The organism is Streptomyces katrae (assembly GCF_002028425.1).
Classification (GTDB): Bacteria; Actinomycetota; Actinomycetes; order Streptomycetales; family Streptomycetaceae; genus Streptomyces; species Streptomyces katrae_A.
Genome location: NZ_CP020042.1, coordinates 6,629,768 through 6,652,510 on the forward strand (window position 1 = coordinate 6,629,768; position 22,743 = coordinate 6,652,510).

The 22,743-nt window shown below is 71.2% G+C and carries 24 protein-coding genes; 8 read left to right on the forward strand and 16 right to left on the reverse strand.

Features of this window, described 5'->3' with window-relative positions; translation table 11 throughout:
- Window positions 1–3 precede the first annotated feature (3 nt).
- The 3 genes from B4U46_RS30045 to B4U46_RS30055 all read right to left on the reverse strand — a co-directional run bounded on the left by B4U46_RS30045 (window position 4) and on the right by B4U46_RS30055 (window position 3,365).
- Entirely contained in the window at window positions 4–726 is a 723-nt protein-coding gene (locus B4U46_RS30045; protein ID WP_398898838.1) for a DUF4142 domain-containing protein, read from the reverse strand.
- A 275-nt stretch (window positions 727–1,001) separates the two neighbouring features.
- Entirely contained in the window at window positions 1,002–2,360 is a 1,359-nt protein-coding gene (locus tag B4U46_RS30050) for a radical SAM protein (RefSeq protein ID WP_079430764.1), read from the reverse strand.
- 87 nt (window positions 2,361–2,447) lie between these two features.
- The gene (locus tag B4U46_RS30055; RefSeq protein ID WP_079432083.1) at window positions 2,448–3,365 is read right to left on the reverse strand and encodes an AraC family transcriptional regulator; all 918 of its coding nucleotides are present in this window, start codon (window positions 3,363–3,365) and stop codon (window positions 2,448–2,450) included.
- Window positions 3,366–3,469: 104 nt separating this feature from the next.
- On the opposite strand from B4U46_RS30055, the gene B4U46_RS30060 reads away from it, so the two are divergent.
- From B4U46_RS30060 to B4U46_RS30070, 3 genes are all read left to right on the forward strand, one after another.
- Window positions 3,470–4,378: an MBL fold metallo-hydrolase gene (locus B4U46_RS30060; protein WP_079430765.1), complete on the forward strand. Its 909-nt coding sequence runs from the start codon at window positions 3,470–3,472 to the stop codon at window positions 4,376–4,378.
- A 154-nt stretch (window positions 4,379–4,532) separates the two neighbouring features.
- A complete protein-coding gene (locus B4U46_RS30065; protein WP_079430766.1) occupies window positions 4,533–5,447 on the forward strand; it encodes an SAM-dependent methyltransferase in 915 nt (304 codons plus the stop codon).
- A gap of 2 nt (window positions 5,448–5,449) precedes the next feature.
- The gene (locus B4U46_RS30070) at window positions 5,450–6,559 is read left to right on the forward strand and encodes a terpene synthase family protein (RefSeq protein WP_079430767.1); all 1,110 of its coding nucleotides are present in this window, start codon (window positions 5,450–5,452) and stop codon (window positions 6,557–6,559) included.
- Between the two features lie 12 nt (window positions 6,560–6,571).
- Here the strand turns inward: B4U46_RS30070 and B4U46_RS30075 are convergent, their stop codons facing one another.
- From B4U46_RS30075 to B4U46_RS30095, 5 genes are read right to left on the reverse strand one after another with little or no spacing between them, the layout of a single operon-like run.
- Complete coding sequence (locus B4U46_RS30075) at window positions 6,572–7,927, reverse strand: cytochrome P450 (protein WP_079430768.1); 1,356 nt, start codon at window positions 7,925–7,927, stop codon at window positions 6,572–6,574.
- The gene (locus tag B4U46_RS30080; RefSeq protein ID WP_079430769.1) at window positions 7,924–8,544 is read right to left on the reverse strand and encodes a GTP-binding protein; all 621 of its coding nucleotides are present in this window, start codon (window positions 8,542–8,544) and stop codon (window positions 7,924–7,926) included. Before B4U46_RS30080 ends, B4U46_RS30075 begins: the two co-directional genes overlap by 4 nt.
- Window positions 8,525–8,884, reverse strand: a complete 360-nt coding sequence (locus B4U46_RS30085; protein WP_079430770.1) for a DUF742 domain-containing protein — start codon at window positions 8,882–8,884, stop codon at window positions 8,525–8,527. Before B4U46_RS30085 ends, B4U46_RS30080 begins: the two co-directional genes overlap by 20 nt.
- Window positions 8,881–9,270 (reverse strand): roadblock/LC7 domain-containing protein, encoded by a 390-nt coding sequence (locus tag B4U46_RS30090; protein WP_185117225.1) that lies wholly within the window; start codon window positions 9,268–9,270, stop codon window positions 8,881–8,883. Before B4U46_RS30090 ends, B4U46_RS30085 begins: the two co-directional genes overlap by 4 nt.
- Window positions 9,271–9,287: 17 nt before the next feature.
- Window positions 9,288–10,832: a sensor histidine kinase gene (locus B4U46_RS30095; RefSeq protein WP_079430772.1), complete on the reverse strand. Its 1,545-nt coding sequence runs from the start codon at window positions 10,830–10,832 to the stop codon at window positions 9,288–9,290.
- A 211-nt stretch (window positions 10,833–11,043) separates the two neighbouring features.
- Here B4U46_RS30095 and B4U46_RS30100 point away from each other — a divergent pair, with 211 nt between their 5' ends.
- The gene (locus B4U46_RS30100) at window positions 11,044–11,784 is read left to right on the forward strand and encodes a PP2C family protein-serine/threonine phosphatase (RefSeq protein WP_079430773.1); all 741 of its coding nucleotides are present in this window, start codon (window positions 11,044–11,046) and stop codon (window positions 11,782–11,784) included.
- A 19-nt stretch (window positions 11,785–11,803) separates the two neighbouring features.
- Window positions 11,804–12,583 (forward strand): DUF72 domain-containing protein, encoded by a 780-nt coding sequence (locus B4U46_RS30105; protein WP_079430774.1) that lies wholly within the window; start codon window positions 11,804–11,806, stop codon window positions 12,581–12,583.
- Between the two features lie 78 nt (window positions 12,584–12,661).
- Here the strand turns inward: B4U46_RS30105 and cutA are convergent, their stop codons facing one another.
- Window positions 12,662–12,991 carry a divalent-cation tolerance protein CutA gene (cutA, locus tag B4U46_RS30110; protein WP_237293173.1) on the reverse strand — a complete coding sequence of 110 codons (330 nt, stop codon included), beginning with the start codon at window positions 12,989–12,991 and terminating at the stop codon, window positions 12,662–12,664.
- Window positions 12,992–13,073: 82 nt separating this feature from the next.
- On the opposite strand from cutA, the gene B4U46_RS30115 reads away from it, so the two are divergent.
- Window positions 13,074–13,766 (forward strand): RraA family protein, encoded by a 693-nt coding sequence (locus B4U46_RS30115; protein WP_079430775.1) that lies wholly within the window; start codon window positions 13,074–13,076, stop codon window positions 13,764–13,766.
- 38 nt (window positions 13,767–13,804) lie between these two features.
- Here the strand turns inward: B4U46_RS30115 and B4U46_RS30120 are convergent, their stop codons facing one another.
- The gene (locus B4U46_RS30120) at window positions 13,805–14,743 is read right to left on the reverse strand and encodes a D-alanyl-D-alanine carboxypeptidase family protein (protein ID WP_079430776.1); all 939 of its coding nucleotides are present in this window, start codon (window positions 14,741–14,743) and stop codon (window positions 13,805–13,807) included.
- A 684-nt stretch (window positions 14,744–15,427) separates the two neighbouring features.
- Between B4U46_RS30120 and B4U46_RS30125 the strand changes: the two genes are divergently transcribed.
- Window positions 15,428–16,246, forward strand: a complete 819-nt coding sequence (locus B4U46_RS30125) for a hypothetical protein (RefSeq protein ID WP_079430777.1) — start codon at window positions 15,428–15,430, stop codon at window positions 16,244–16,246.
- 129 nt (window positions 16,247–16,375) lie between these two features.
- Here B4U46_RS30125 and B4U46_RS30130 read toward each other — a convergent pair whose 3' ends face one another.
- Window positions 16,376–17,728, reverse strand: coding sequence for a hypothetical protein (locus B4U46_RS30130; protein ID WP_208949823.1), 1,353 nt, complete (start codon window positions 17,726–17,728; stop codon window positions 16,376–16,378).
- A gap of 511 nt (window positions 17,729–18,239) precedes the next feature.
- Window positions 18,240–18,659, reverse strand: a complete 420-nt coding sequence (locus B4U46_RS30135; RefSeq protein ID WP_079430779.1) for a hypothetical protein — start codon at window positions 18,657–18,659, stop codon at window positions 18,240–18,242.
- 208 nt (window positions 18,660–18,867) lie between these two features.
- On the opposite strand from B4U46_RS30135, the gene B4U46_RS30140 reads away from it, so the two are divergent.
- Complete coding sequence (locus tag B4U46_RS30140) at window positions 18,868–19,053, forward strand: hypothetical protein (RefSeq protein WP_079430780.1); 186 nt, start codon at window positions 18,868–18,870, stop codon at window positions 19,051–19,053.
- Between the two features lie 198 nt (window positions 19,054–19,251).
- Here the strand turns inward: B4U46_RS30140 and B4U46_RS30145 are convergent, their stop codons facing one another.
- Genes B4U46_RS30145 through B4U46_RS30160 form a run of 4 tightly spaced genes read right to left on the reverse strand, consistent with a single transcriptional unit; the run spans window position 19,252 to window position 22,526 of the window.
- On the reverse strand, window positions 19,252–19,683 hold the full coding sequence (locus B4U46_RS30145) for a hypothetical protein (protein WP_079430781.1): 432 nt from the start codon (window positions 19,681–19,683) through the stop codon (window positions 19,252–19,254).
- A complete protein-coding gene (locus B4U46_RS30150) occupies window positions 19,680–20,390 on the reverse strand; it encodes a vWA domain-containing protein (RefSeq protein ID WP_079430782.1) in 711 nt (236 codons plus the stop codon). Before B4U46_RS30150 ends, B4U46_RS30145 begins: the two co-directional genes overlap by 4 nt.
- A 31-nt stretch (window positions 20,391–20,421) precedes the next feature.
- On the reverse strand, window positions 20,422–21,591 hold the full coding sequence (locus B4U46_RS30155; RefSeq protein WP_079430783.1) for a protein kinase domain-containing protein: 1,170 nt from the start codon (window positions 21,589–21,591) through the stop codon (window positions 20,422–20,424).
- On the reverse strand, window positions 21,588–22,526 hold the full coding sequence (locus tag B4U46_RS30160; RefSeq protein WP_237293174.1) for a serine/threonine protein phosphatase: 939 nt from the start codon (window positions 22,524–22,526) through the stop codon (window positions 21,588–21,590). The genes B4U46_RS30155 and B4U46_RS30160 overlap by 4 nt, the downstream gene beginning before the upstream one ends.
- Window positions 22,527–22,743 lie beyond the last annotated feature (217 nt).

Sequence of the window (22,743 nt, forward strand, 5' to 3'; positions counted from 1 at the left end):
CGATCACTTCACTTCGTATCGTCGGTCGGACATCGGAGGGGCCGAGGCCCCCTGGGGGCGTGCCGGACCGGGCGAGGAGGGCGCGGGGGCCGCGTCGGAGAGGGAGTCGAAGTCGACGAGCCCGGTCTCCTCCAGCACCGTGATGTGGTCCAGGACGGTGGTGTTGGCCGAGGTCGCGAGGGCGCGCACCATGGAGTTGCGGGTCTGCGCCCGTACCTGCGCCAGCAGGGCGAACACCTTCCCGTGCGCCCGGCGCAGCAGCTGGACGAACAGGCGCTCGTACTCCGGACCCTGAGCGGCCGTCAGCTGGTCCAGCCAGCCCTGCTGCTGCGCGGAGGGCCGGTCGGGCAGGTCCACGCCGAGGGCCTGGCCGACCTGGATCACCTGCCGGTCCAGCTCGGTGTGGCCCTCCACCAGGTGCGCTCCGGCGGTGCGGACCGCCGGGCGGGTGCCGCGCTGCTGGGCCTGCCGCCCGGCGGGCAGCTCCCACAGGCCGGCGAGCCGCACCTTGCGCACGAAGTCCCGGTCCACGGGGCTGAGCGGCCCGTACGCCGTGCTCATGGTCCCGGCGCCGTCGTCCTGGACCCCGGCGGGCAGGCCCGAGGCCCCCGCGGGCGCCGCGGCGGCCCGGTCGCCGAACTTCGACACCGGGACCAGCAGCGCGACCAGCGTGGCCACCAGCGCGGTGATGACCAGGCCGCTCCCGATCGTGTGTCTCGTGGCCACGGACAGGCCGCCGGTGGATCGCCGCCGCAATGACAGCACGCTGCCTCCTCGCTCGGTGGGCTGGGGGTGGCACGGGACGCTAGTGCCCGCCGCGCCGTCGCCGGGGAGGACCCTCACCATCGGACAAACATCGGCGCGGCCCCGCAGAAGGCTGCTACCTTGCCCGCGTCCCGGAAGCGGACCCGAGTCCCCCGCCGCACGGCGAAGGGGCCCGGTCCGTGCTGCGGACCGGGCCCCTGGGGCGGTGGAGGGACGAAGAGGAGCGGAGCGGGAGGTCAGGAGGCGGCGGGCGCGCCGTCCCCGGGCTCCTCCAGCCCTTCCAGGCTGTCCATGAACGAGCTTACGGAGAACACCGCGCGCCCCGGACCGGCCGGCCCGTACCCGGGCGGGGAGCTCAGGCCGAACTCCTCCAGCGTCGCCCGGTAGGTCTCCAGCAGCCGGATGTGGTACTCCAGCGGGGCGCCGAGCGGGTTGGCCTTGCCCAGCGGGGTCGTCGGCTCCGGGCACCAGGTGGTGAAGCGCGGCACGACGCCGTGCGACATGAAGAAGCGCAGGCCCTCGGCGGTCGAGTCGATGGCCTCGCCCACCTTGGTGAACCCGAAGGGCTCGGCCATCTCGATGCCCGCCACGAAGTTGGGGATCACGTGGCGCGGGCCGAACACCTCGGTGGAGTCCAGGATCCTGCGGTGCCACTCGTCACGGCCCACGTACCGCTCCTTGCCCGGGCAGTGGAGCTGGAACAGCCGGCGGTCCCACACCTCGAAGTTGGGATGGTAGATCCGGATGCCGTGGTCGTGGAAGCGCTGGACCGCGTCGCGGGGCAGGGCCTGGGCGACCACCTTGCCGATCCAGCGGCCGGGGAAGCGCTCCTCGATGGCCTGCGCGTAGTGGCCGTAGAAGTCGGCCTCGTCCCGGCCGCCGACCTGCGAGGTGATGGAGCCGCCGGTGAGGGTGTAGGCGCGCGAGGTCCCCGCCGTGTCGTACCGGTCGATGATCTCCAGGGCCTCCAGCACCTCCTCCACCGGCTTCACCCCGGTGTACGGGCGGCCCGCCGCCTTGTGCTGGCGCCAGTTGTGGTTGATGTCGCAGAACTGGCACTCCTCCTTGGCGCCGAAGTACTGGCACACCCGGAAGACGGTCAGGTAGATCAGGTAGCCCCACTGGATGGTCGGCGCGACCTCCATCACCGACTTGCCGTTCGACAGCTTGTGCCGGTAGTACTCCGGCATCGGCGGCAGCCCCACGTCGGAGATCCGCGCCCCGTCCAGGTACAGGCCCAGCGTGCCGTCCTCGCCGCCGCGCACCACGTACGGGGAGTCCGGGTTGACCCGTACCGACACCACGGTGCGGCGCAGCCCGTACGGGCCGCCGGTGAGCACGATCTCCTCCGGCGGGCGGTTGAGCGCGGCGGCGCCCAGCTCCGGCAGGGTGCGGTGGTCGAAGGAGAAGATGAAGTAGGACTTCGGCTTGACGTCCCCGCCGCCCGGCCCGTCGGCGCCGCCGCCGCTGAGCGCGGACTCGTGGAAGGCCATGCCGCCCCGCAGCAGGTCCTCCTTGATCACGGCCTCCCGGGGCACGTGGGGGAAGCGCTCCATCAGGTCCTCGACCAGCGCGGTACGGGTCTGGCTTGCCATGCGAACTCCTCGGACAGACGGATGCCCGGGGGCTGCGCACTCCGGGCACATCCAGGGGACCCACGGTATCCGCTCGTTTGAACAGGTTCAGCCCGGGGTGGCGGTGATCGTGGTCCGGTAGCGGCCCGGCGTGGTGCCGAACTCCCGCACGAAGGCGTGGGACAGGGCGTACGGACTGCCGTAGCCGACCCGGGCCGCGATGGCGGCCAGCGAGTCCGGAGTGTCGCGCAGGCGGGTGGCGGCCAGCGTCAGCCGCCACCAGGTCAGGTACGCCATCGGGGGACGGCCGACCAGGGGGGTGAACCGGCGCACCAGGGTCGGCCGGGAGACCCCCGCCTCGGCGGCCAGGCGGTCGGCGCTCCAGGGGGCGGCCGGGTCGGCGTGGATCGCCTGGAGGGCGGCGGCCGTCACCGGGTCGCCGAGGGCGGCCGACCAGGACCCCGGCGCCGCCCCGGCCACCGAGGCGCGGACCATGTACACCAGGAGCAGGTCCAGCAGGCTCGGCAGGGCGATCGAGGAGCCCGGCTGCCGTTCGTCCACCTCCACGCCCAACAGGGTGATGGCCGACTGGAGTTCGGTGTGTGCGCCGGCCGACAGGCGCACCACGCCGGGCAGTTCCGCCAGCAGCGGGTGCACCCGGCTGCGGTCGAGCCGATACTTGCCGCACAGCATCTCCACCGCCGCGCCGCCCGGCTGCGGGGAGCGGGCGCCCCGCGCCTCGCGGTACCGCTCCAGCGGCAGGGCCCGCGCCGCGGCCGCCGCGTCGACGGGGGAGTCGGCGAGCACGTGGCCCGCCCCGTGCGGCAGCAGTACCGCGTCCCCCGCGGCCAGGGGCACCGGCTCGCCGCCGTCGGCCAGCAGCCAGCAGCTGCCCGTCAGGACGACGTGGAAGCCCGCCCCCTCGTACGGGTCCAGCCGTACGCGCCACGTACCGCCGACCCGCACCCGGTCCGAGGAGGGCCGCCCCAGGCGGACGGCGGAGATCGCGTCGCTCACCACGTCCATGCGCGCAGGGTACCGCCGACGCCGGACGCCCGTGAGCGGGACGCGTATCCGCTTGAGCAGAACGCGCATTGGGCGGCTCACTCCCGCTTCCTAGGGTGGTGTACATGACCAACGAGAACACGCAGACCCTCCTCCTGGGGGACGTCGAGATCACCCGCGTCGTCGAGGCGCGGGCCCCCTTCGCGGCCGCCCGGGACCTCGTCCCGGACTCCGGCACCGACGTGTGGAAGGAGAACGGGGACTGGCTGGCACCGGACCACTGGCAGCCCGACGCCGACCTGGCCGTGCTCGCCCTGCAGACCTGGGTGCTGCGCAGCGGCGGCCGGACCGTCCTGGTGGACACCGGGGTGGGCAACGGGCGCGAGCGCCCCGGCTCGCCCCTCTTCCACCGGCGGCAGGGCACCTTCATGGCGGACCTCGAGGCGGCCGGGGTCCGTCCCGAGGAGGTGGACGTCGTCGTCAACACCCACCTGCACGCCGACCACGTCGGCTGGAACACCCTGGACGCCGGCGGGGAGTGGGTCCCGGCCTTTCCCAACGCCCAGTACCTCATTCCGGCTGCCGACGACGCGTACTTCGGGCCGCGCGGCGGATACGGCGGGGGCGTGCGGGAGGTCGACCGGCTGGTCTACGAGGACAGCGTCGCCCCCGTGCACCGGACGGGGCAGGCAATCCTCTGGGAGGGCTCCCACCGCATCGACGGCCACCTCACCCTGGAGGCGGCCCCCGGCCACACCCCCGGCTCGTCGGTGCTGCGCCTGGCCTCCGGAACCGACCGGGCGGTCTTCGTCGGGGACATGCTGCACAGCCCGGTGCAGGTCCTGCGGCCCTCCTGCAACAGCTGCTTCTGCATGGACGCCGCCCAGGCGGCGGACACCCGCCGCCGGACCCTGGGGCGGGCGGCGGAGCTCGGGGAGCTGGTGGTTCCCGCCCACTTCGGGGGGACGGGTGCTTTTGAAGTCCGCGAGGAAAAAGGCCGGTTCGTTATCGGGGCGTGGGCGTCCGGCATCTGACCACCCTGGCCCATTGGTTCAACTCTGTTCCGAATATGCCTGTTTCTGATGTGGCTATGCTCAAGTCCTGTGTGATCAAAACCCCCTGTCGATCACTCAGGACCCCGTGGGGTGGCCGACCATCTCCCCACGCCAGAGCAGGACCGGAGAACAGATGGACAGCAACCTCGTCATGCACACCCCCGCCGGAAGACACCGGGCATTCGACGAGACCCAAATCCCGCTTTACTACAGCCGCAAGACGGCAGACATCCTGCACAAATACGGGCCCGGGCCCCGGGTCCACTTCCACATGGGTATCTTCGACCCGGGTGCGGCGCCGAACACCACGGTCCCGCAGCGGGTCCTCAAGAGCCGCATCGTGGAATCCCAGGAGGCGATAGTCGACCACGCCGCCCGGACCTGGGGTGCCTATGCCAGCCCGCCCGCCAGCCTCCTCGACATCGGCTGCGGAGTGGGGGGCGGGTCCCTCTACTGGGCGCAGCAGCACGGTTCGCAGGTCACCGGACTCACCGTGACCCCCGAACACGTGCCGATCATCGCGGAGTTCGCCCGTCAGGGCGGGGTGGCCGACCGGGTCGCCCCGCTCCTCGCGGACGTCCACGACTTCGTCCCGAGCCGCGAGTACGACGCCGCCTACGCCAACGAGAGCTCCGGCTACATGGACCGCGAGCGGCTCTTCCAGGTCGTGGCCCGAGCGCTGAAGCCGGGCGGCTGGTTCGGCATCCAGGAGCACTTCATCTGCCGGCCCGAGTGGACCGACTTCATCGACGGCTACTACAAGACCCGCCTCGGCACGCTCACCGAGTACATCACCGCCGCCGCGGCCGCCGGCTTCGAGCTGGAGCAGTGCGAGGACGTGACCGACCGGGTCGCCGAGTTCTGGGTCCAGTCGATGGCCTGGAACACCGCCGAACTGGACCGGATCGAAGCCGCCGGCCGGCCCTCCGCCTGGACGCGGGAGCGGCTCCTGGAGTCCACGATCACCCACGGCAAGCTCTTCCGGATCTGGCGCGACCACGCGATGGAGACCCGGCTGCTGCTGTTCCGTCTGGGCGGGGGGAACTGACCGTGGCACCCGTCCACGCCGAGCTGGACCGGCCCTCCCGGATCGGCTGGGAACTCCCACCGTTCTACTGCCCCTTCGAGCGGGAGCTGATCCATCCGAAGACGGCCGCGATCGAGGAACGCTGCGTCGAGTGGATCGACGCCTTCGGCGTCTACCCCGACGCCACCGAGCGCGCCTGGGGCCTGGCCACGCGCTCGGCCGAACTCGCGGGCCGCACGATCCCGTCCGGCGACGTCGAGGCGATGGTCCTGTACGCCGAATGGCTCTACTGGGCGTTCGCGGCCGACGACTGGCACGACTCGGGTTCCGCCACGGCCGGCGCCACGGCGGTGGCGGAACAGGGTGCCCGGCTGGCCCGCACCGTCGAGGCGCCCGGCTCGGGCCTGCTGCCGCCGGGACCGCACACCGCGGCCCTGGAGGACCTTGCGGCCCGTACCCGTGCCCTCCTCAGGCCGGGCCAGCTGCGCCGCTTCACCCACGGCATCCGCGAATGGATGTCCGGCGCGACCTGGCAGACGGCCAACGCCGAACGCGGCGTCATGCCGTCCCTGGAGGAGTTCACCGCCGCACGGATCTGCAGCAGCGGCACCCGGTTCCTGCTCTCCTGGTGTGACGTGGCGAACGGGATCGACGTACCGGCCGACGTGATGTACTCCGCCCCCGTCCAGGCGCTGACCGAGGCCGCGGGGTTCGTCGTCAGCTGCGACAACGACGTCTTCTCGTACAACAAGGAAGACCACCACGTGCCGTGGGAGCAGAACGTGGTCAACGTGCTGGCCCAGCAGCACGGCTGTACCCCCGCCGAGGCGCTGCCCGCGGCGTTCGCCCTGCGGGACCGGACGATGAGCCTCTTCGTCGGGCTGCGCGAACGGCTGGCCGGGCATGCCGACGAGGAGCTCGGGCGCTACCTCGTCTCCGTGGAGCACTGGATCGCGGGCAACATCGCCTACCAGAGCCGGGCACCCCGCTACGCCAGCCCGCGCAACCGCAACGCCCTGCCCGTGGACGGCGCCGCGTACGACATCACGTACGCGGACGCGCCCTGTGACCCCAGCGCCGAGCCGCTGCCCTTCCCCGCTCTCGCGTGGTGGTGGCAGCAGCTCGACGGCTGACGGGCCGGACCCTCAGGCCCGGCGGCCGAGCAGGCGCTGCCACCAGGCCGGCCGGGCCTCGGGCCCGGCCGCGCCGGCCGGCCGCGTCTGAACGGCCGGCCGGCTGAGCGGCAGTGCCGTGGACCCCGTCACGGTCGCGCCCCGCGGGGTGAACCGTACGGGCAGGGCCGTCACGTGGCGGAGCATGAGGGAGGACGTCCACTCCAGCTCCTCCTCGGGGACCGCCAGCTCCAGGTCGGGGAGCCGCGACAGCAGCGTGTCGATGCCGGTGTCGGCGATCGCCCGGCCGATGTCCTGGCCGGGGCACTCGTGGGGCCCGCTGCTGAACGCCAGGTGGGAACGGTTGCCGTGGATGGCCTGTGCGGCGTCGGGGCGCACCTCCGGGTCACGGTTCCCCGCGCCCGGGCTGATCAGCAGCATGTCACCGGCCTTGATCCGGGCCCCGGCCAGCTCGGTGTCACCGGTGGCCCAGCGGCCGATGACCGTGTTGAGCGGCGGCTCGTCCCAGAGGACCTGCTCCAGGGCGTCGGGCAGGGTCATGTGGCCGCCCGAGAGGTTCGCCCGGAAGCGCTGGTCCGTGAACACCAGGCGCAGGGTGCTCGTGATCAGGTTGGCGGTGGTCTCGAACCCCGCGATCAGTACGAGCCTGAGGTGCTCCAGGGTCTCGTCGTCACTGAGTCCCGAGTGGTGCTCCAACAGCCAGCTGGTGAAGTCGCGGCCGGGCTGCCGGCGCTTGCGGGCCACGAGTTCCCGCAGCGTCTCCGTCATGAAGTCGTTGCTGGCGAGGGCCGTCTCGGTACCGCGGAGCACGTCGCGGGCGGCCTCGACCAGGCGCGGGCCGTAGGACTCCGGGGCGCCGACGAGCTGCGTCATCACCAGCATGGGCAGCGGCTCCGCGAAGTCCGCGACGAGGTCCCCCGTCCCGGACTCGACGAAGGCGTCGATCAGCTGGTCCGCGAAGCGCTTGACGTAACGCCGGATGCCGCGCCGGTCGAACCGCTCCACCGAGTCGGTGATGGCGCCGCGCAGCCGCTCGTGGTCGGCGCCGTCCACCATGTGGCACACCGGCTGCCAGGCGGTCATCGGGGAGAGCGGGTGGTCCGGGGGAACATTGCCCTCCTGCCGCTCCCGCCACCGCCGCGGGTCCCGGGAGAACCGGGACGGCGTGCGCGCCACGTCCAGGTTCTCCCGGTGCCCCAGCACCAGCCAGGCCGGAAGGTCGCCGTGGACCAGGACCGGGGCCACGGCCCCGTGCTCGGCGCGCAGCTTCTCGTACAGGGCCATCGGGTCGGCCTCCGCCTCCGGCCCGTAGAGCCGGTGCGCGGGGCAGCCCGGCGGCGGGGCGGAAGGGGGCTGGGGGGTGCTCACGAGGCCTCCGGGGTCACGGCGAGGGAGTGCAGGTAGTGCATCAGCGTCATCAGGACGTCGCGGCTGGAGTCGCGCCGGCGGGCGTCGCAGGCGACGAGGGGGACGGACGGCGGCAGGTCGAGGGCGCTCCGCAGCTCGTCGAGGGGGTACACGGGCGCATCGGGGAAGCTGTTCACGGCGACGACGAACGGCACCCCGCGCTCCTCCAGCCGGCCGATCACGTCGAAGCTGACCTCCAGCCGGCGGGTGTCGACGAGGACCACCGCACCCAGGGCGCCCTCGAACAGGCCGTTCCACAGGAACCAGAACCGCTGCTGGCCCGGGGTCCCGAACAGGTACAGCACCAGCTCCTCGTTGATGCTGATCCGGCCGAAGTCCATGGCCACGGTGGTCGAGCTCTTGCGTTCGATCCCCGCCGTGTCGTCGACCCCGACCCCGGCCTGGGTCATGGTCTCCTCGGTGGTCAGTGGCCGGATCTCGCTCACGGCGCCGACCAGGGTCGTCTTGCCGACCCCGAAGCCGCCCACGATCACCACCTTGACCGCGGCCGCCGCCGTCGCCGGCAGGATGTCCTCGCGCCGCGGCCCCGCGGGGTGCTCAGAGCTTTCGAAGTCCATCGATCACTGCCTCAATCAATGCCAGGTCGGGGAGTCGGGCGGGGGCCACGGGCGCGCGCGAGATCACGTGCTTCGCGGTGAGGAGATCGGCCAGGAGCACGGTGACCACGCTCACCGGCAGGCCGAGGTAGGCCGAGATCTCGGCCACCGAGAGCGGCGACTGGCACAACCGCACGATGGCCGAGTGTTCCGGCTGCATGCCGGGCCGGGGCCCCGCCGTGGCGACGATCAGCGTCACCAGGTCGAGGCCGGTGGGGCCCAGCGGTTCGGTGCGGCCGCCCGTGATGACGTAGAGACGTTCCGGGCTGCCGTCTTCCCAGCTCTTGCCGGGGTCGCTCACGCGGTCAGCCTGGCGTCGCTGCGCGGCGGGCTGCTGAGGTGCTCTCCGATCCGCGCCACGAGGTCCCGCATCCGCTGGCCCATCAGCCCGGCGTCGACGCCCTCGTCGGCCAGCACCGCGAGGTACGCCCCGGCGCCGGCGGCCATCAGGTAGAAGAACCCGCCGTCCATCTCGATGACGACCAGCCGCATCCGCCCGCTGCCGTGCGGGAGTTCGGAGGCGACCGCGCCGGCCAGGCTCTGCAGTCCGGCGCAGGCGGCGGCCAGCCGGTCGGCGGTGTCGGTCTCCGCCCCGTGCTGGGCCATCCGCAGGCCGTCGGCCGACAGCACGATCACGTGCCGGGTCTGCGGGACGCTCTCGGCCAGGTCCTTGAGCATCCAGTCCATGTTGCTCTGCTGCTGACTCACGGCTGTTCCCCCTTGCTCGCCGAGGCCGGCGAGGTGTGCGTGTGCTGGTCGTCCGCCGAGTGGCTCTCGGCGGGCCGGGTGTCCCCGGAGAGGCCGCTCTGGAAGGCGGCGAGCCACATCCCGGGCTGGGCCTCGGCCCGCTCCGGTGCCGCGGCGGCGGTGGTCGTCCGCTCCGCGGCGGCCGGTGCGGCCGCAGCGGAGACCCGGCTCCTGCGCCGGCGCTGCGGCAGGCCGTTCGGGGTCCGCTCGGTCACGACGGGCCCCTCGTCGTCCGCCGGGGGCGCCTGCGGCCCCGTGATCCGGCGCTGCTGCTCCAGCGGGGCGGACCCGCCGGCCTTCGCCGGGAGGGCCGCGCGCGGGCCGGAGGACGTACCGATGCCGTGCGCGACGCCGGTCGCCGTCGAGACGGTGGTGATCAGGTCCTGCGGGACGACGAGGACGGCGCGCACGCCGCCGTACGCCGAGGAGCGCAGCGAGACCCGGAAGCCGTACGCCTGCGCCAGCCGGCCGACCACGGCCAGGCCCAGTCGCGGGGTCTCGCCCAGGTCGGTGAGGTCGATGCCCTCCTGTGCCTGGCGCAGCATCCGCTCGGCCCGCTTGCGGGCCTCCTCGCTCATGCTCAGGCCGCCGTCCTCGATCTCGATGGCGATGCCCGAGTTCACCTCGACCGCGGTCAGGTGGACCCGGGTCTGCGGCGGGGAGTAGCGGGTGGCGTTGTCCAGCAGCTCGGCCAGTGCGTGGATGAGCGGCTCGACGGCGGGCCCGACGACGGCCACCTGGGTCACCGAGTGCAGTTCGACGCGCTGGTAGTCGATGATCCGGGACATGGCGCCGCGCAGCACGCTGTACAGCGGGACGGCCTTGCCCCACTGGCGGCCGGGCCGCGCGCCGCCGAGCACGGCGATGGAGTCGGCGAGCCGGCCGATCAGCGCGGTGCCGTGGTCGAGGCGCAGCAGGTCTCCGAAGACGGCCGGGTCCTGCCCGTGCCGGTCCTCCATCTCGCGCAGCTCCTGGGCCTGCTGGTGCACGATCGCCTGGACGCGGCGGGCGATGTTCACGAAGGCCCGCTGGGCGGAGTCGCGCAGGTCCTCCTCGGCGACCACGGCGTCGAGCACCGAGCGCAGCACCGCCTGGTGCGCCGCTCTGAACTCCTGGGTCAGGCCCGGCCGGTGGACGTCGTCGTCCTCCAGGGAGGTGAGCACGTCCTCGGGGAACTCGCCCTTGCGCAGCCGCCCCACGATGTCGGGCAGCAGCACCTCGGCCAGCCAGACGGTCTCCGCCTGCTGGACCGCCAGGGCCTCCTCGCGCGCCGCCACCACGGCCCGCATCGAGGCCACCGCCCGGCCGCGCCGGGCGGCCTCGGCGCAGGACAGCGCGACGGCCACGCAGGCCGCGGCGCCGATCCAGGCGACGGAGGCGCGGGCGGACGCGGGTACCAGTGCCGCGGCCGCCGCGGATATCGCGGCGGTCACCAGGGCGGGCAGCGCCCATGCGACGGGTGAGGCGGGCCCTGGACTGCCGGGCGATCCCTCTCGAACCATCAGAACCCTCAAACGATCGGTTGTGGAAGATCTTGGACAACAGCCCGGGATCCTAGCGGCTCCGTGCACGGGTATTGACAGGAGGTCATGATGTGGACGTGCCAATGGAGTTGGCTTGGCCGAAACTCGTCGGACGACACCGCTGCACTGCCGCCGGACCCACCGGCCGGGTGATGGTGCCGCCCACCGCGCTCCGCGCGACAATGGGGGAATGCCGTACGTAGCGGTGACCGCACTCAGCCACGCCGGTCTGGTCCGCGAGCACAACGAGGACAGCCTCGTCGTCGGACCGTGGACCCTGTGCGCCACCGTGACCGACAGCCCCCAGACCCTCGTCTTCCCGCTCGGCCGCCCCCTGGTCGTCGCCGTCGCGGACGGACTCGGCGGACACCCGGCCGGGGAGGTGGCCAGCGCTCTCGTCGCCCGCCGGCTCTCCGCCCTCGGCCCCACCCTGAACGGACCGGACCCCCTCCGTCACGCTCTGGAGGTGTGCGACTACGAGGTGAACGCGGCCGCCGAGGGCCACCCGGAGATGTTCACCATGGCCACCACCGTCGCCGGCGTCCTCGTGCTCGGCCAGTCACTGCTCGTGTTCAACGTGGGCGACAGCCGGGTCTACTCCGCCGGACCCGACGGCCTGCGCCGGGTCAGCGTCGACGACAGCCCGCTCCCGCCACCCGGACGGCGCACCACCTCCGCCGTCACCCAGACCCTCGGCGGCAGCCGCGCCTCCGGCACCCCCGTGCCCCACGTGACGTCCCTGGCGCTCGCCCCGGGCGACCGCTACCTGGTGTGCAGCGACGGACTCACCGACCCGCTGCCCGACGAGGAGATCGACGCCGTCCTGCGGGTCCACGACGACGGCCGGGCCGCCTTCGAACTGTGGAAGGCCGCCATCGAGGCCGGCGGCCCCGACAACATCACGCTCGCACTGGTCCGCGTCGGAGCGTAGGACCGGAGGGGAGCCGGGCATGCCCCTGCACGTGGGAACCTCGGGCTGGCAGTACAAGGACTGGCGCGGCCCCCTCTATCCGGACGGCCTGCCCCAGCGGCTCTGGCTGGAGGAGTACGCCCGGGGCTTCGCCACCGTGGAGAACAACAACGCCTTCTACCGGCTCCCGGAGACCGGGACCTTCGCCTCCTGGCGCGAGCGCACCCCCGAGGACTTCGTGATGGCGGTCAAGGCCAGCCGCTACCTGACCCACGTCAAACGCCTGCGCGACCCCGAGGAGCCGGTGCACCGGCTGCTGGAGCACGCCGCCGGCCTCGGCCCCCGCCTCGGCCCCGTCCTGCTCCAGCTCCCGCCGACCCTCCGGGCCGACCCCGCCGCGCTCGACGCCTGCCTCGACTGCTTCCCCGGGACCGTACGGGTGGCCGTCGAACCGCGCCACCCGTCCTGGTGGGCCCCCGAAGCCCGGCTGAGGGCCGTCCTCGAAGCCCACGGCAGCGCCCTGTGCTGGGCCGACCGGTGGTCGCGGCCGGTGACCCCGCTGTGGCGCACCGCGTCCTGGGGGTACGTACGCCTCCACGCGGGCGCCGCGAACCCGCCGCCCCGCTACGGCCGGCAGGCGCTGCACTCCTGGGCCCGGCGGATCGCCGACGGCTGGCCCGACCGGGACGACGTCTACGTGTACTTCAACAACGACCCGGGCGGCGCGGCCGTCGCCGACGCCTCCCGCTTCGCCCGGGCCGCCGCCGCGGACGGCCGCACCGTCACCCGTACCCCGCCACCCCTTAAGGACTCCGGGTAGCGCGGCACCGCTCGCGCGGGGTCAGCCGGGCCGGCTGGTCCCCGTGCGCCGGCCGGGTGGGCGCCGGAGCGCCGCCCGCTAACCCGCCGCCGACTCCTCGGCCACCCACCGCAGGTACGCCTCGGCCCCGCCCGTCACCGGCAGGGTGATCCACTCGTGCACCTCGTACGGATGCTCCCGCCCGACCCAGGCGGCGAGCTCCGGCAGCCGGCCGGCGGTCGTCTTGTACGAGATCCGCCACTCCCGGGCCGTCTCGACGCTCCCCCTCCACCGGTAGACGGAGGTGAACGGCGGGTCGACCTGCGCGCAGGCCGCCAGCCGGGCCTCCACCGCCCCCCGCGCCAGCGCCTGCGCCCGCCCCTCGTCGTCGACGGTGGTCTGCGCGATCACGATCCCGGTGCTCTCCACGGCCCCGACCCTACCCAGCCGCCGCGGCCTAGGATCGGCGCACGCCGCCGGGGCGGGTCCGAGCCAGGGTCAGGAGAACGCCGTGCTGAAGGAATTCGCCGAACTGTCCACACCGCTGATCGCCGACGCCTGCGTCCGCACCGGCGTACCGCTGCGCACCGCACCGCCCGGCATCGCCTCCGTCCCGGCCGCGGGCCGCCTCGCGGGCCGCGCCCTGCCCGTGCGGCACTACGGCAGCGTGGACGTCTTCCTCGAGGCCTTCGCCGCGGCCGAGCCGGGCGACGTCCTCGTGATCGACAACGGCGGCCGCACCGACGAGGCCTGCGTCGGCGACCTGGCCGTCCTGGAGGCACGGGCGGCGGGCATCTCGGGGCTGGTGGTGTGGGGCCTGCACCGGGACACCCCCGAACTGGCAGAGATCGGCCTCCCGGTCTTCAGCTACGGCAGCTGCCCGGCCGGCCCCGTACGGCTGGACGGGCGCGGGCCCGAAGCCCTGACCAGCGCACGTTGCGGGGAGCACCTGGTGCGGGGCGGGGACCTGGTCTTCGGCGACGAGGACGGCGTGCTGTTCGTCCCCTCCGCCCGCGCCGGGGAGGTCCTGGCGACGGCGCACCGCATCCACGACACCGAACGCGAACAGGCCCGCAGGATCCGGGCCGGTGAGACCCTGCGCGAACAGACCGCGTTCGCCGACTACCTCACCCGCCGCGCCGCCGACCCCTCCTACACCTTCCGGGCGCACCTGCGCCGCATCGGCGGGGCGATCGAGGAATGACCCGCCCCGCCCCGCCCCGCCCCGCGCCGGGTCCGCGGTCAGTCGAGGACGTCGGGGACCGGCTCGGCGCTGCTGCGCCGCAGTGCCGTCCTCGACCCGGTGGCCGGGCCGAGTGCCCAGTCCGAGAGGGCCATGGAGTCCATGTAGCGCTCCTCGTCGCCCAGCAGGACGCCGATGACGGTCTTGCCGTTGCGGGTCACGGAGAAGACCAGGCACTTGCCCGCGGCCGTGGTGGTGCCGGTCTTGACCCCGATGGCGCCGGGGTAGCCGTAGCCGGCGGGCCGCGGCTGGACCAGCAGGTTGGTGTTGGACCAGGTGGCCAGGGACGACGTGCCGCCGGTGCTGTACGCGGCGGTCTTCACGAGCGCCTGCAGCAGCGGGACGGTCATCGCGTGCCGGGTGAGCTTGGCGAGGTCGCGCGGGGTGGTGAGGTTCCTGCCGGTCGGGGAGATGCCGTCGAAGCTGTCGTAGACGGTCCCGGTCAGGCCCAGCGCCTTCGCCGTGGCGTTCATCCTCGCGATGAAGTCCGCGGTGCGCCCGGCGGTGGTCGAGCCGGCCCCGAAGGTGTCCGCGAGCGCGTACGCGGCGTCGCAGCCCGAGGGCAGCAGCATGGCGTAGAGCAGCTGACGGACCGTCGGGGTGGCCCCGGCCTTCAGCTGGGCGGAGCTCGCACCCTTGCGGTAGACGTAGTCGAGGTACTCCTGCTTGACCGTGACCCTCCGGTCGAGGTCCAGGCCGGGCTGGGACGTGACCACGAGAGCCGTCATGATCTTGGTCGTACTGGCCATCTGGCGTGGGGTGTCGGGGGCCTTGGAGGTGAGCACGGCCCCCGTGGCTCCGTCGACGAGCACCGCGCCGGCCGCGCTCAGGGCGGGCGCGGCGGCGGCACGGGCGGGGACGGCGGCGGTGAACAGGGCACCGGCGGCGAGGGCGACGGCGAGCGCGCCCCGGGCGCGCCGCATCAGACTGGCGATCATGCGACCTCACATGAGAGGGGGGAAGAAAGCCCGGAGGAGACAGGTGTTGGTCTCCCCGCCCTCGCGCCCTCCGACACCGTGCCGCGCCTCCGCCTCGTGCGCGCGCCGCAAAAGCCGGCCGACCCTGCCCTGGGAGAACTCCTGCAAGAACTGGGGAGGGCTGACCGGGCAGCGAATCGTCGTAGTCTCCGGAGACCGGGGAGCAGACACACCGGGAGCATTCGCATGCTTCGCACCATGTTCAACTCCTACATCTGACATCTGGGCGTTTCCGCAGGTCAGCGGCGTGACGGCAGGGCTTTGGTCAGCAAACGGTCAGCATCAGCCCCTGGTGCTGATCACGGAAGCGCCGTCGCCGGCAGTCGCGCATGTCGCCGGCGCAGGGGCCGTGTCGGTGCTTCGTGACGGCCTCTGCCACGTGGAGCCCGACGTCGTTGGGGCCGCGCCCGGCCGTCCTCGCCGGTGCCACGGGTGCAGTCATCCGCCCGACGACGAACGCAGCAACAGCCTCGTCTCCTCCGTTCAGGCGAAGCGATCGCTATTTCGGCAGCGGTTCGATCTCAGGGTTTCTAGCGTCGGCAGCAGTGTTTCGCTGGGCGAGAGGACTCGAACATGACCGACCCTGCCGCAGGTGTGCGCCCACACGCTGTAGCGCGCCGGCTCCCCGGCCGTGCAAAGCGGCGCATGGACGTCCTGCGCGAGTACGAGCAATTCAATTCCGATCGCCGCAGGGGGATTCCTCCGGTGCTGTGGCCATTCTTGGCGCCGGACCCGGACTCGTACTACCGATGGCGGGTCCAGCTGGATTGCGCTTGCATCAAGGAGCTGCTGACACCGGACGACTGCACCCCGCCAAGCGAGAGGCAGTGGCGTGGCCTCGGGAATGGTGGAGCATTGCCGCAGGGACAGGTGTACTGCCGGCACGACGATTCCGTCGATGCTCCCTACCGCGACATCATTGAGTGGGGAGAACGACGAGAGGTGAGCTTTCCCGCCGACCCGGTGGAGCCACCCGAATGGGCCGAAGCCGACGTGTGGGCCGTGATCCGCCACCATGAAGCACACACGTCGGCCTTCTGGAAGATAACGCTGGCCTGCGGACACCTCGAAGAGGTCGTAGCGCCAACCCTCGACTGGAAACCCGATGACGGGCCGCGCTTGGCCGAGGCCAAAAGGGTGAAACAGATGATCGAGGAATTCGAGCAGGCCTGGGCCTCAGACCCGATGCTTCAACCCGAAGCCGAACGTGAACACACCCGCCGGATGCTGGCGGCAGGCTGGCCGCGTCCAATGCCGGAACAGTCTTGCCATACCTGTCCCCACGCTCGCGCGATTGTCGCGTATCAGCACGTGGGCTGGCTCATTCCACGCAAAGAGGCGCCGAAGCCCGAGGACCCGCCGCCGGATCGCGCTGTCTTGGAGCGCCGACTGCGCCGGGCCGAGGCCGAGGCGGAACGGCTGCGAGTGCAACTGTCCGGGCACGAGGAGCGACGGGACGCCTGACCGACGGTTCCCGTGAGCTGCTGGCACTCTTTCGGATCGGATCCCCTCAACTCCCACTCACACCGCCGATGGATGGTGTCGCGCCCGTGTGCACCTGGGCGCGACGCCATCCCCCCTGCCCGAGCATGCTCAGGTCAGTACGCGCATCGCGAGTACGGAGCCGTCTTGATGGATGGAGACGGGGCCGTCCCACTTCGATTCCCAGCCGAGGAGCGGCCATGTCTTCCGGTGGGCGTGGACCTCGGCGCGGTACCGCTCCAGCTGACCGTTCTCGAGATGGTGGAAGAGGTCCTTCGCGACTCCGGAGAACGCCTCGACCCGTGTCCTGTTGAGACGGAAGACGTGGTCGGTGCCGACGAAGTCGATGCCGTGGAGCTGTACGTACGCGTCTTGGACGCTGTCGGTGGCGGCATGGATGAGGCCCGTGAAGTGGCGCTGTCCCTGCCTCTTGGTCAGGTACTGCGCGGTGGCCGTGCCGTCTCCGGCGAAGGCCGTCAGGCCGGCGGCGGCGGTACGGGCGAGGACGCGCCGAAACCACGGATAGTGCTCGGGCTGGACGTGGAACCCCGGTTCGGGCGCTGACGGTTCGTCGCCCTCGTGGGGCCGTTGGATTCCCGGGTAGATGTTCTCGTCTTCGACGGGTTGATCGAGGTGGTTGTCGGGGGACTTGAGCGGGCCGTTCAGCTGGCCGCCGGTTCCGCGCGCCTGCAAGGCGTGCACCGTGAGGGGGCCCTCGGTAGGAAGCTCTGTGCTGAACACCAGGACCGGCGTCTCGTTCCACGCGCCGATGTGGACTGCCTCGACGTGGGCGGAGGCGGACGCCAGCTGGGTGTGCGACGTGGCGGCGTTGCTGTGGTTGCCCTTGCAGGCGATCGGGATGACCGACGACGGCTCGCCGGGCTTCCAGACCTCGGCGAAGAACTGCGGCCGGTAGCGGTAGCCGGATCGCGGCCCGGAGTCACGGCTGGTGAGGGCCCAGCCGGCCCGCAGCGCGGTGTCGGCGGGGACGACCGAGATTGAATGATCCGGGTAGCGTCGGCCCAGGAGCTGTCGGGCGAGAGTCAGGGCGAAGCCGGTGCCGAGCTCCCCGGACTGGATCGCCTTGTAGTAGTCCGCGGTCTCCCGGCCCTCTGCCGAGAGCGTCATGAAGGACTCGGCGCCGCCGGTCAGAGCCTGGCTGTACTTCAGGCATCCCCAGTGTTCCGCGAGCCCGCGGCTGGCCCCTCGCCGGGACAGGGCGATGGCCCGGCCGAGGGTGTGTAAGACATCCCAGGGCGTGAGCTGGACGGTCCGGTCCAGCTCCTTCGTCGGTATGGGGCGCAGACCAGACTTGCGCCGGAGCTCTTCGAGCTCCTTCTCCTCGCGGGCCTTGTCGTCCTCGGCGGCGGCCTCATCGACCTTGCCGACCAGCCCGGTGCTGGAATGAGCGGAGATGTTGGAGGGCTGGACGAGCTCCTTCAGTACGTCAGCGGCTGGCTTCAACCTGTTCCCCTTACGGTTCGCTCGGGTGTGACAGACCAACATCGCAAGCTATGCAGCGGGACAGGGGCGCGCATAGGGCGTACATGCGCACGGCGCTGCATGCCCGCTCTGCCTCCCTGCCGGTTCTGTGATCGCGACGGCTGTAGTCGGCGGCGAGGGCGTGATCATCCGCGCCCCCGGGACTTCAGCGGTGCTTGGGTGACTGGACACCCGCGGCTCAGTGCCCTGCACGCGCTCATCCTGGATGGTGACCTGAGGCTCGTTACCGCTGGCAATTCCATAGCCATCTGGGATCCGATGACGGGCGACAAGGCGGGGCTGCTCGGTATTCGGCCGGACCTGACGGCCACGCGTCCTGGCTGAGTGCCAGAACAGTCAGCAACGGGTCAGCGTGAGTCCTGAACGACCTGCGGACAGATGACCGAACTTGCGAGTCGTTGCAGGCTCCGGAGACCTTCCTGCACCTGCAGAAAGGCGGGCAGGGAACAGACATCCCTTGCGCCGGCGACCCTCAGGACGGAGACGGTTCCGGGATGAGTGATTCCCGGCCGATCCGCTTGCCGTCTTGGTAGACCGTCACGGTGTCCCCGTCGATGCGGTAGCTGTACGGGTCGTTGCGCGCTTCGAAGCCGCCCGTTGTCTCCTGGGCAGGCATGGCGATTCCCGGCTCGCGCTGGTCGCTGAACTCCCCGTAGTAGTACAGGCCTCCGCCACTCGTTCGACAGAGCGTGATCTGTTTGTTCTCCGTTCGAAACGCCTTGACCAACTCCGCCCCGTCTCCGGCAGGGATGGCCCGGGCGATCCGGTCTGGGCAGGAGGCGGCCCTGGGCGTCGTGCCGCCGGAGCCCGAGCGGGAGCCGTCACTTTCCGACGCCAGGAGATCGTGGATGCCTCTGGACAGCATCGGCAGCAGGAACATCACGACGAACAACCCGAGACAACCCAGGGCGCAACCCTTGCCCTTACCGGACCGCTTGGGCGGTCCGTAGAAAGGAGGGCGGTACGGAGGAGTGTAGGGAGGAGGCATGTACGGAGGGGCTGGGACAGGCGGTGGAGGGGCCGGGGCGGCGGACGGGGGTGCGTACCCGCCGGGGGCCGAGGGGTAGAACACCTCCACCGGCTCGCGGCGGGGCGGCACGGTGGGGCTCGAAGTCGTCTTCCTGGTGGTCGTCTTCCTGGGGGCTGTCGCCTTCTTCGCGGTGGTGGGCTTGGGCGCGGCCGCCTTCTTCGCGGCGGGCTTGCGCGGTGTCGGCTCTTTGGGGGCAGCCTTCTTCGTCGCCGCCTTCCAGCCGGTAGCGCAGCCTATGCAGCTCAGATCGTCCTGACCGTTGTTCGTGCCGCACTGGGCGCAGTTCCAGTTGCTCGACGGCCCGGCAAGGGACCGTTTCCGTGCAGGCGGTCTACTTCGGTCCGTATCGCATGCCTGACACGCTTTCGCGGCAGGCACGTTGTAGACGTCGCATGCCGTACAGCGCCAGTTGGCCCCGGACACCGTCGCTTCCCCTCCTATTATCGCGAGCCGGTCAGGGTGCCGGCTCTGTCGTGATCCGGTCGAAGATCTCCCCGTACAGTTCCTCGGAGTCCGCGTTCGTGGACCCTGTGATCCAGTTCGGGTCGTCGCGAGGAATGCGGCTCACGGCATCCTCCTGGTCTCCGTCGTCTGGTGGACCGAGGATGCCGTACCTGACACGAACCTCCGTCATGAACCGTGCGGCTGAAGCCGCGTACTGGGTGGGAACGTCGACCCGCACCATGACCATCCCGCTGGCCCCCTCGCTCGTCCCCTCCGGCCGAAACCAGAAGATCAGCTGGACTTCGCCCGGCTGTCCATGAGCCCTGCTGTGCAGCGAGGTGCAGCGTTCCACCGAAAGGTCCAGCACGCCCAGGCGGTGCCAGTTGAAGACGAAGGTACCGTCGGCCAGCCTCACCGACGCGCCCGGGAGATCGAGGTTCACAGGCTGTTCGCGATGGTCTCGATGATTTCGTCCATCTCGAATTCCTCCAGTCCGGCGCCGGCCTTCGACTCGAAATGCAGAGTCAGGTCCCATTCCTCGGCGATCGGGTCCTGCCACGGCGCTCCGTCCGGAGCGAACAGCACCAGACGCTTCGCGGACTGCTCCATCACCGCAGTCTGACTGCGGGCATAGCCCCACTGCTCGAAGAGCTCGTCCATGGTGCGCGGGATGCCGGCCGGATAGGTCTGAGCCGAGGCCCCGACCGTTCCGAGCGGGTGGGCGGGGGCGTCCGTGAACATCACGATGACGTGCCGCCTACGGTCGAGGCCCTTCTCCCAGGGCGAGTTGATCGCGAGAGCGAGCGCTTCGAGACCTGACTCCGGAATGTCGCCGCCGCCCCCGGCGTCGATGCCTCGTACGAACATCTCGAAGTCCTTCGACTGGTCGGGCAGCACCAGGAAGCCCGTCTGCTCGATTGCATCGTCGGTGTTGTCGCCGAAGTCGCGGAACGCGATGACCTTCAGCCGCAGTTGGCTGATGGCTTTGCCCTTCTTGGCCATCACCTCATTGAGCCGGTCGTGGAACTGGAGGGCGCTGGTCTTCACCGTGTCCAGGACCGGGAACATGCTGCCGGTCGCGTCAATGCACAACACGATGTCGACCGCGTACTGCAGATTGCCCTGGTACTGGTCGATGTTGCCGTTCATTGGGTGTGTCTCCTCGATGATCTCGGATGGCTTACGAGGTGTGCTTGCGGTCGCCGAGGTTGATGCGGACCCGCGAGGTCCGCCCGGCGGCCGGCGCTGCCCCTTCCTCCTTCGCCGTCCCGGTGGCCGGGGAAGGAGGTGTGGACGACGGCGGGGATGTGGGTGCGGGTACCGTGCCGCGTCCGAGGTTGGTTCTGATCCGGCTGGTCCGCGTAAGGGCGTCGTCGGCCACCCCGGGCTTCAGGGCCGCCGGGCCCGGCACCTCGGGATGCGTCCTCGCCGGTGTGGTTGTACCCGGGCGCCGGTGTACGAGGGCGCACACCTGCGGGTCCGCGAGCGCCTTGAGATACGTGGCGATCCGCGGGCGGTTCCTCGGCACTGGGCCGGTCATCGCCCGGATGAGCCCTTGCATGGAGTCCGAGAGCCGCGGGTCCAGGTTCAGTACCTCGCCCGCGTTGACCGCGTCGGCCGGGGAACCGTACCGAGTGCTGTGTCCCGGCAGCGCGCCGGTCAGGTAGTAGTGCGTCATCAAGCCCAGCGCGAAGACGTCCACCGCCGTCGTCAGATGCTCCGGCTGGACGGTCTCGTCCTCCTGGACGTACCGGCGCCATTCCGGTGCCCCGTACAAGGAGTCACCGGCGACCTCCTGGCGGCCCGGTGGACTGCCCGATACGTACGAGTCGTCGAAGTCGATCAGCTTCGCCGAGTAGAAGACGACTCCGTCGCGCTTCTGGATCAGCACATTCAGCGGCTTGAGGTCGCCATGCACCACGTCGATGTCGTGGAGTAGCTGGAGGCTCAGAGCCAGCGTCTTCAGCAGCACCGCCTTTTGCCGGGGTTCCAGTGCTTGGGGCTTCTCCAGGCTGGAGGTGTCGATCCGTTCGGTGACCTTGTAGTACGTGCTGCCCTCGTGGAAGAAGTCCGCGGCAAGTACCAGATTGCCGCCGCCGACAGCATCCGGGCGCAGCCGCTTCATGATGCCGCGGTGCCGGTCCTCGAACTCCTGGCACACTTCGAGGCGGATCCGTTGGCTGGCGGCGCTCGCGGTGGATCCCTCGCGCGGACGCTTGGGTTCGAGGAAGCGCTTCAGGAAGTACTGATGGCCGTCCTTCTCGGCGAATGCCCACATGCATTTGCCGCCGTTGGCGTTCGTCGGCTCGCTGACCACGAGGTATCCCGCGATCTCATCGCCCTGCTTCATGCCCGCTCCTCCTGTGGCGCCGGCAGGTATGTCTCGTAGCCGGTGCGGTAGCCGTGCCAGGTGTCGTCCTGCCAGGCCCGTACGGCAGATGCCGGATCGGTGTGCGTGGGCCGGTCCTTCCGGCAGAACCCGGCGATGAACTCCTGGCGCGCGGCGAATGCGTCCCGTAGCCTGGTGAAGTCCTTGTAGCCGAGCGCGATGAGGCCGAGCGAGGCGTCATCGGCGGTATAGCCCTGCACGCTCCGGCGGATCAGCTCGGCCCACTCGGTCTCACAGTTCGCGTGCCGCAGGGTGGACAGCAGGGCGTTCTCGAAGTCCGCCGGGGTGTGGACGTACCCGAAGAAGCCGTCCGTGGCCGTCAGCAGGACACAGGGCAGCGGGAACTTGAACGAGTGCTCCTGGACGTAGAAGTCGCGGTCCGCGCAGACCGTGTTGGTCATCGGCGGGTCCGAACGCAGCAGTTCCAGCGCGTCGCTCACCTCGGTATGGTCCCGAGTCAGTACCTGGAGCCCGGCCTCCGGGTCCAGCAGATAGGCGCGGGAGTCCCCGGCCCACAGAGCCAGGCCTTCCAATTGGCCTTCTGGCGGCAGGCTGAATTCGATGGCGGCCAGCGTGGTCGGCAGTTGGCGCCGCATCTTTCCGACGATCTTGCTGTGTCGCTGCGGGGCCCGCTCGTGGAAGAAGTCCAAGTATCCCTTCAGGTTTTCGGCACCGGCGGCCTCCCCTGTGGTGGTCACCTCCTGGAACCAGCAGTCCACGGCGAGCCGGGCGACGCGTGCCCCTACCCACGCGCCCGTCCGCTGCTCACCATCCGGCGCCTGCCAGGCGGGCGATGAACCAGAGCCGCCCGAACCGTCGAAGACGCCGATCAGGCCCCGATGTGTCGTCAGGTGGTAGGCGAGCAGCGGCTCGGCGTCCTCGCCGCGCCCCGGCACGCGTTCCGTCCAAACGCCGATGGTGTGGAGCCCGGGAGTGCTGTGGCCCCAGATCATCCGGGGGGCGGGCTGGGGTCCCGATGCGTCGGAATCGGCGGACCCGGTCGGCTGTGGTGATGAGGAACCGGTGGCCCCTGTGCCGGAAGGCGGCAGGTGGGCCGAGCCGCCTTCGTGCAACGGCGGCCATTCCTCCGCGCGGGGTGAGGAGGGGAGGGCG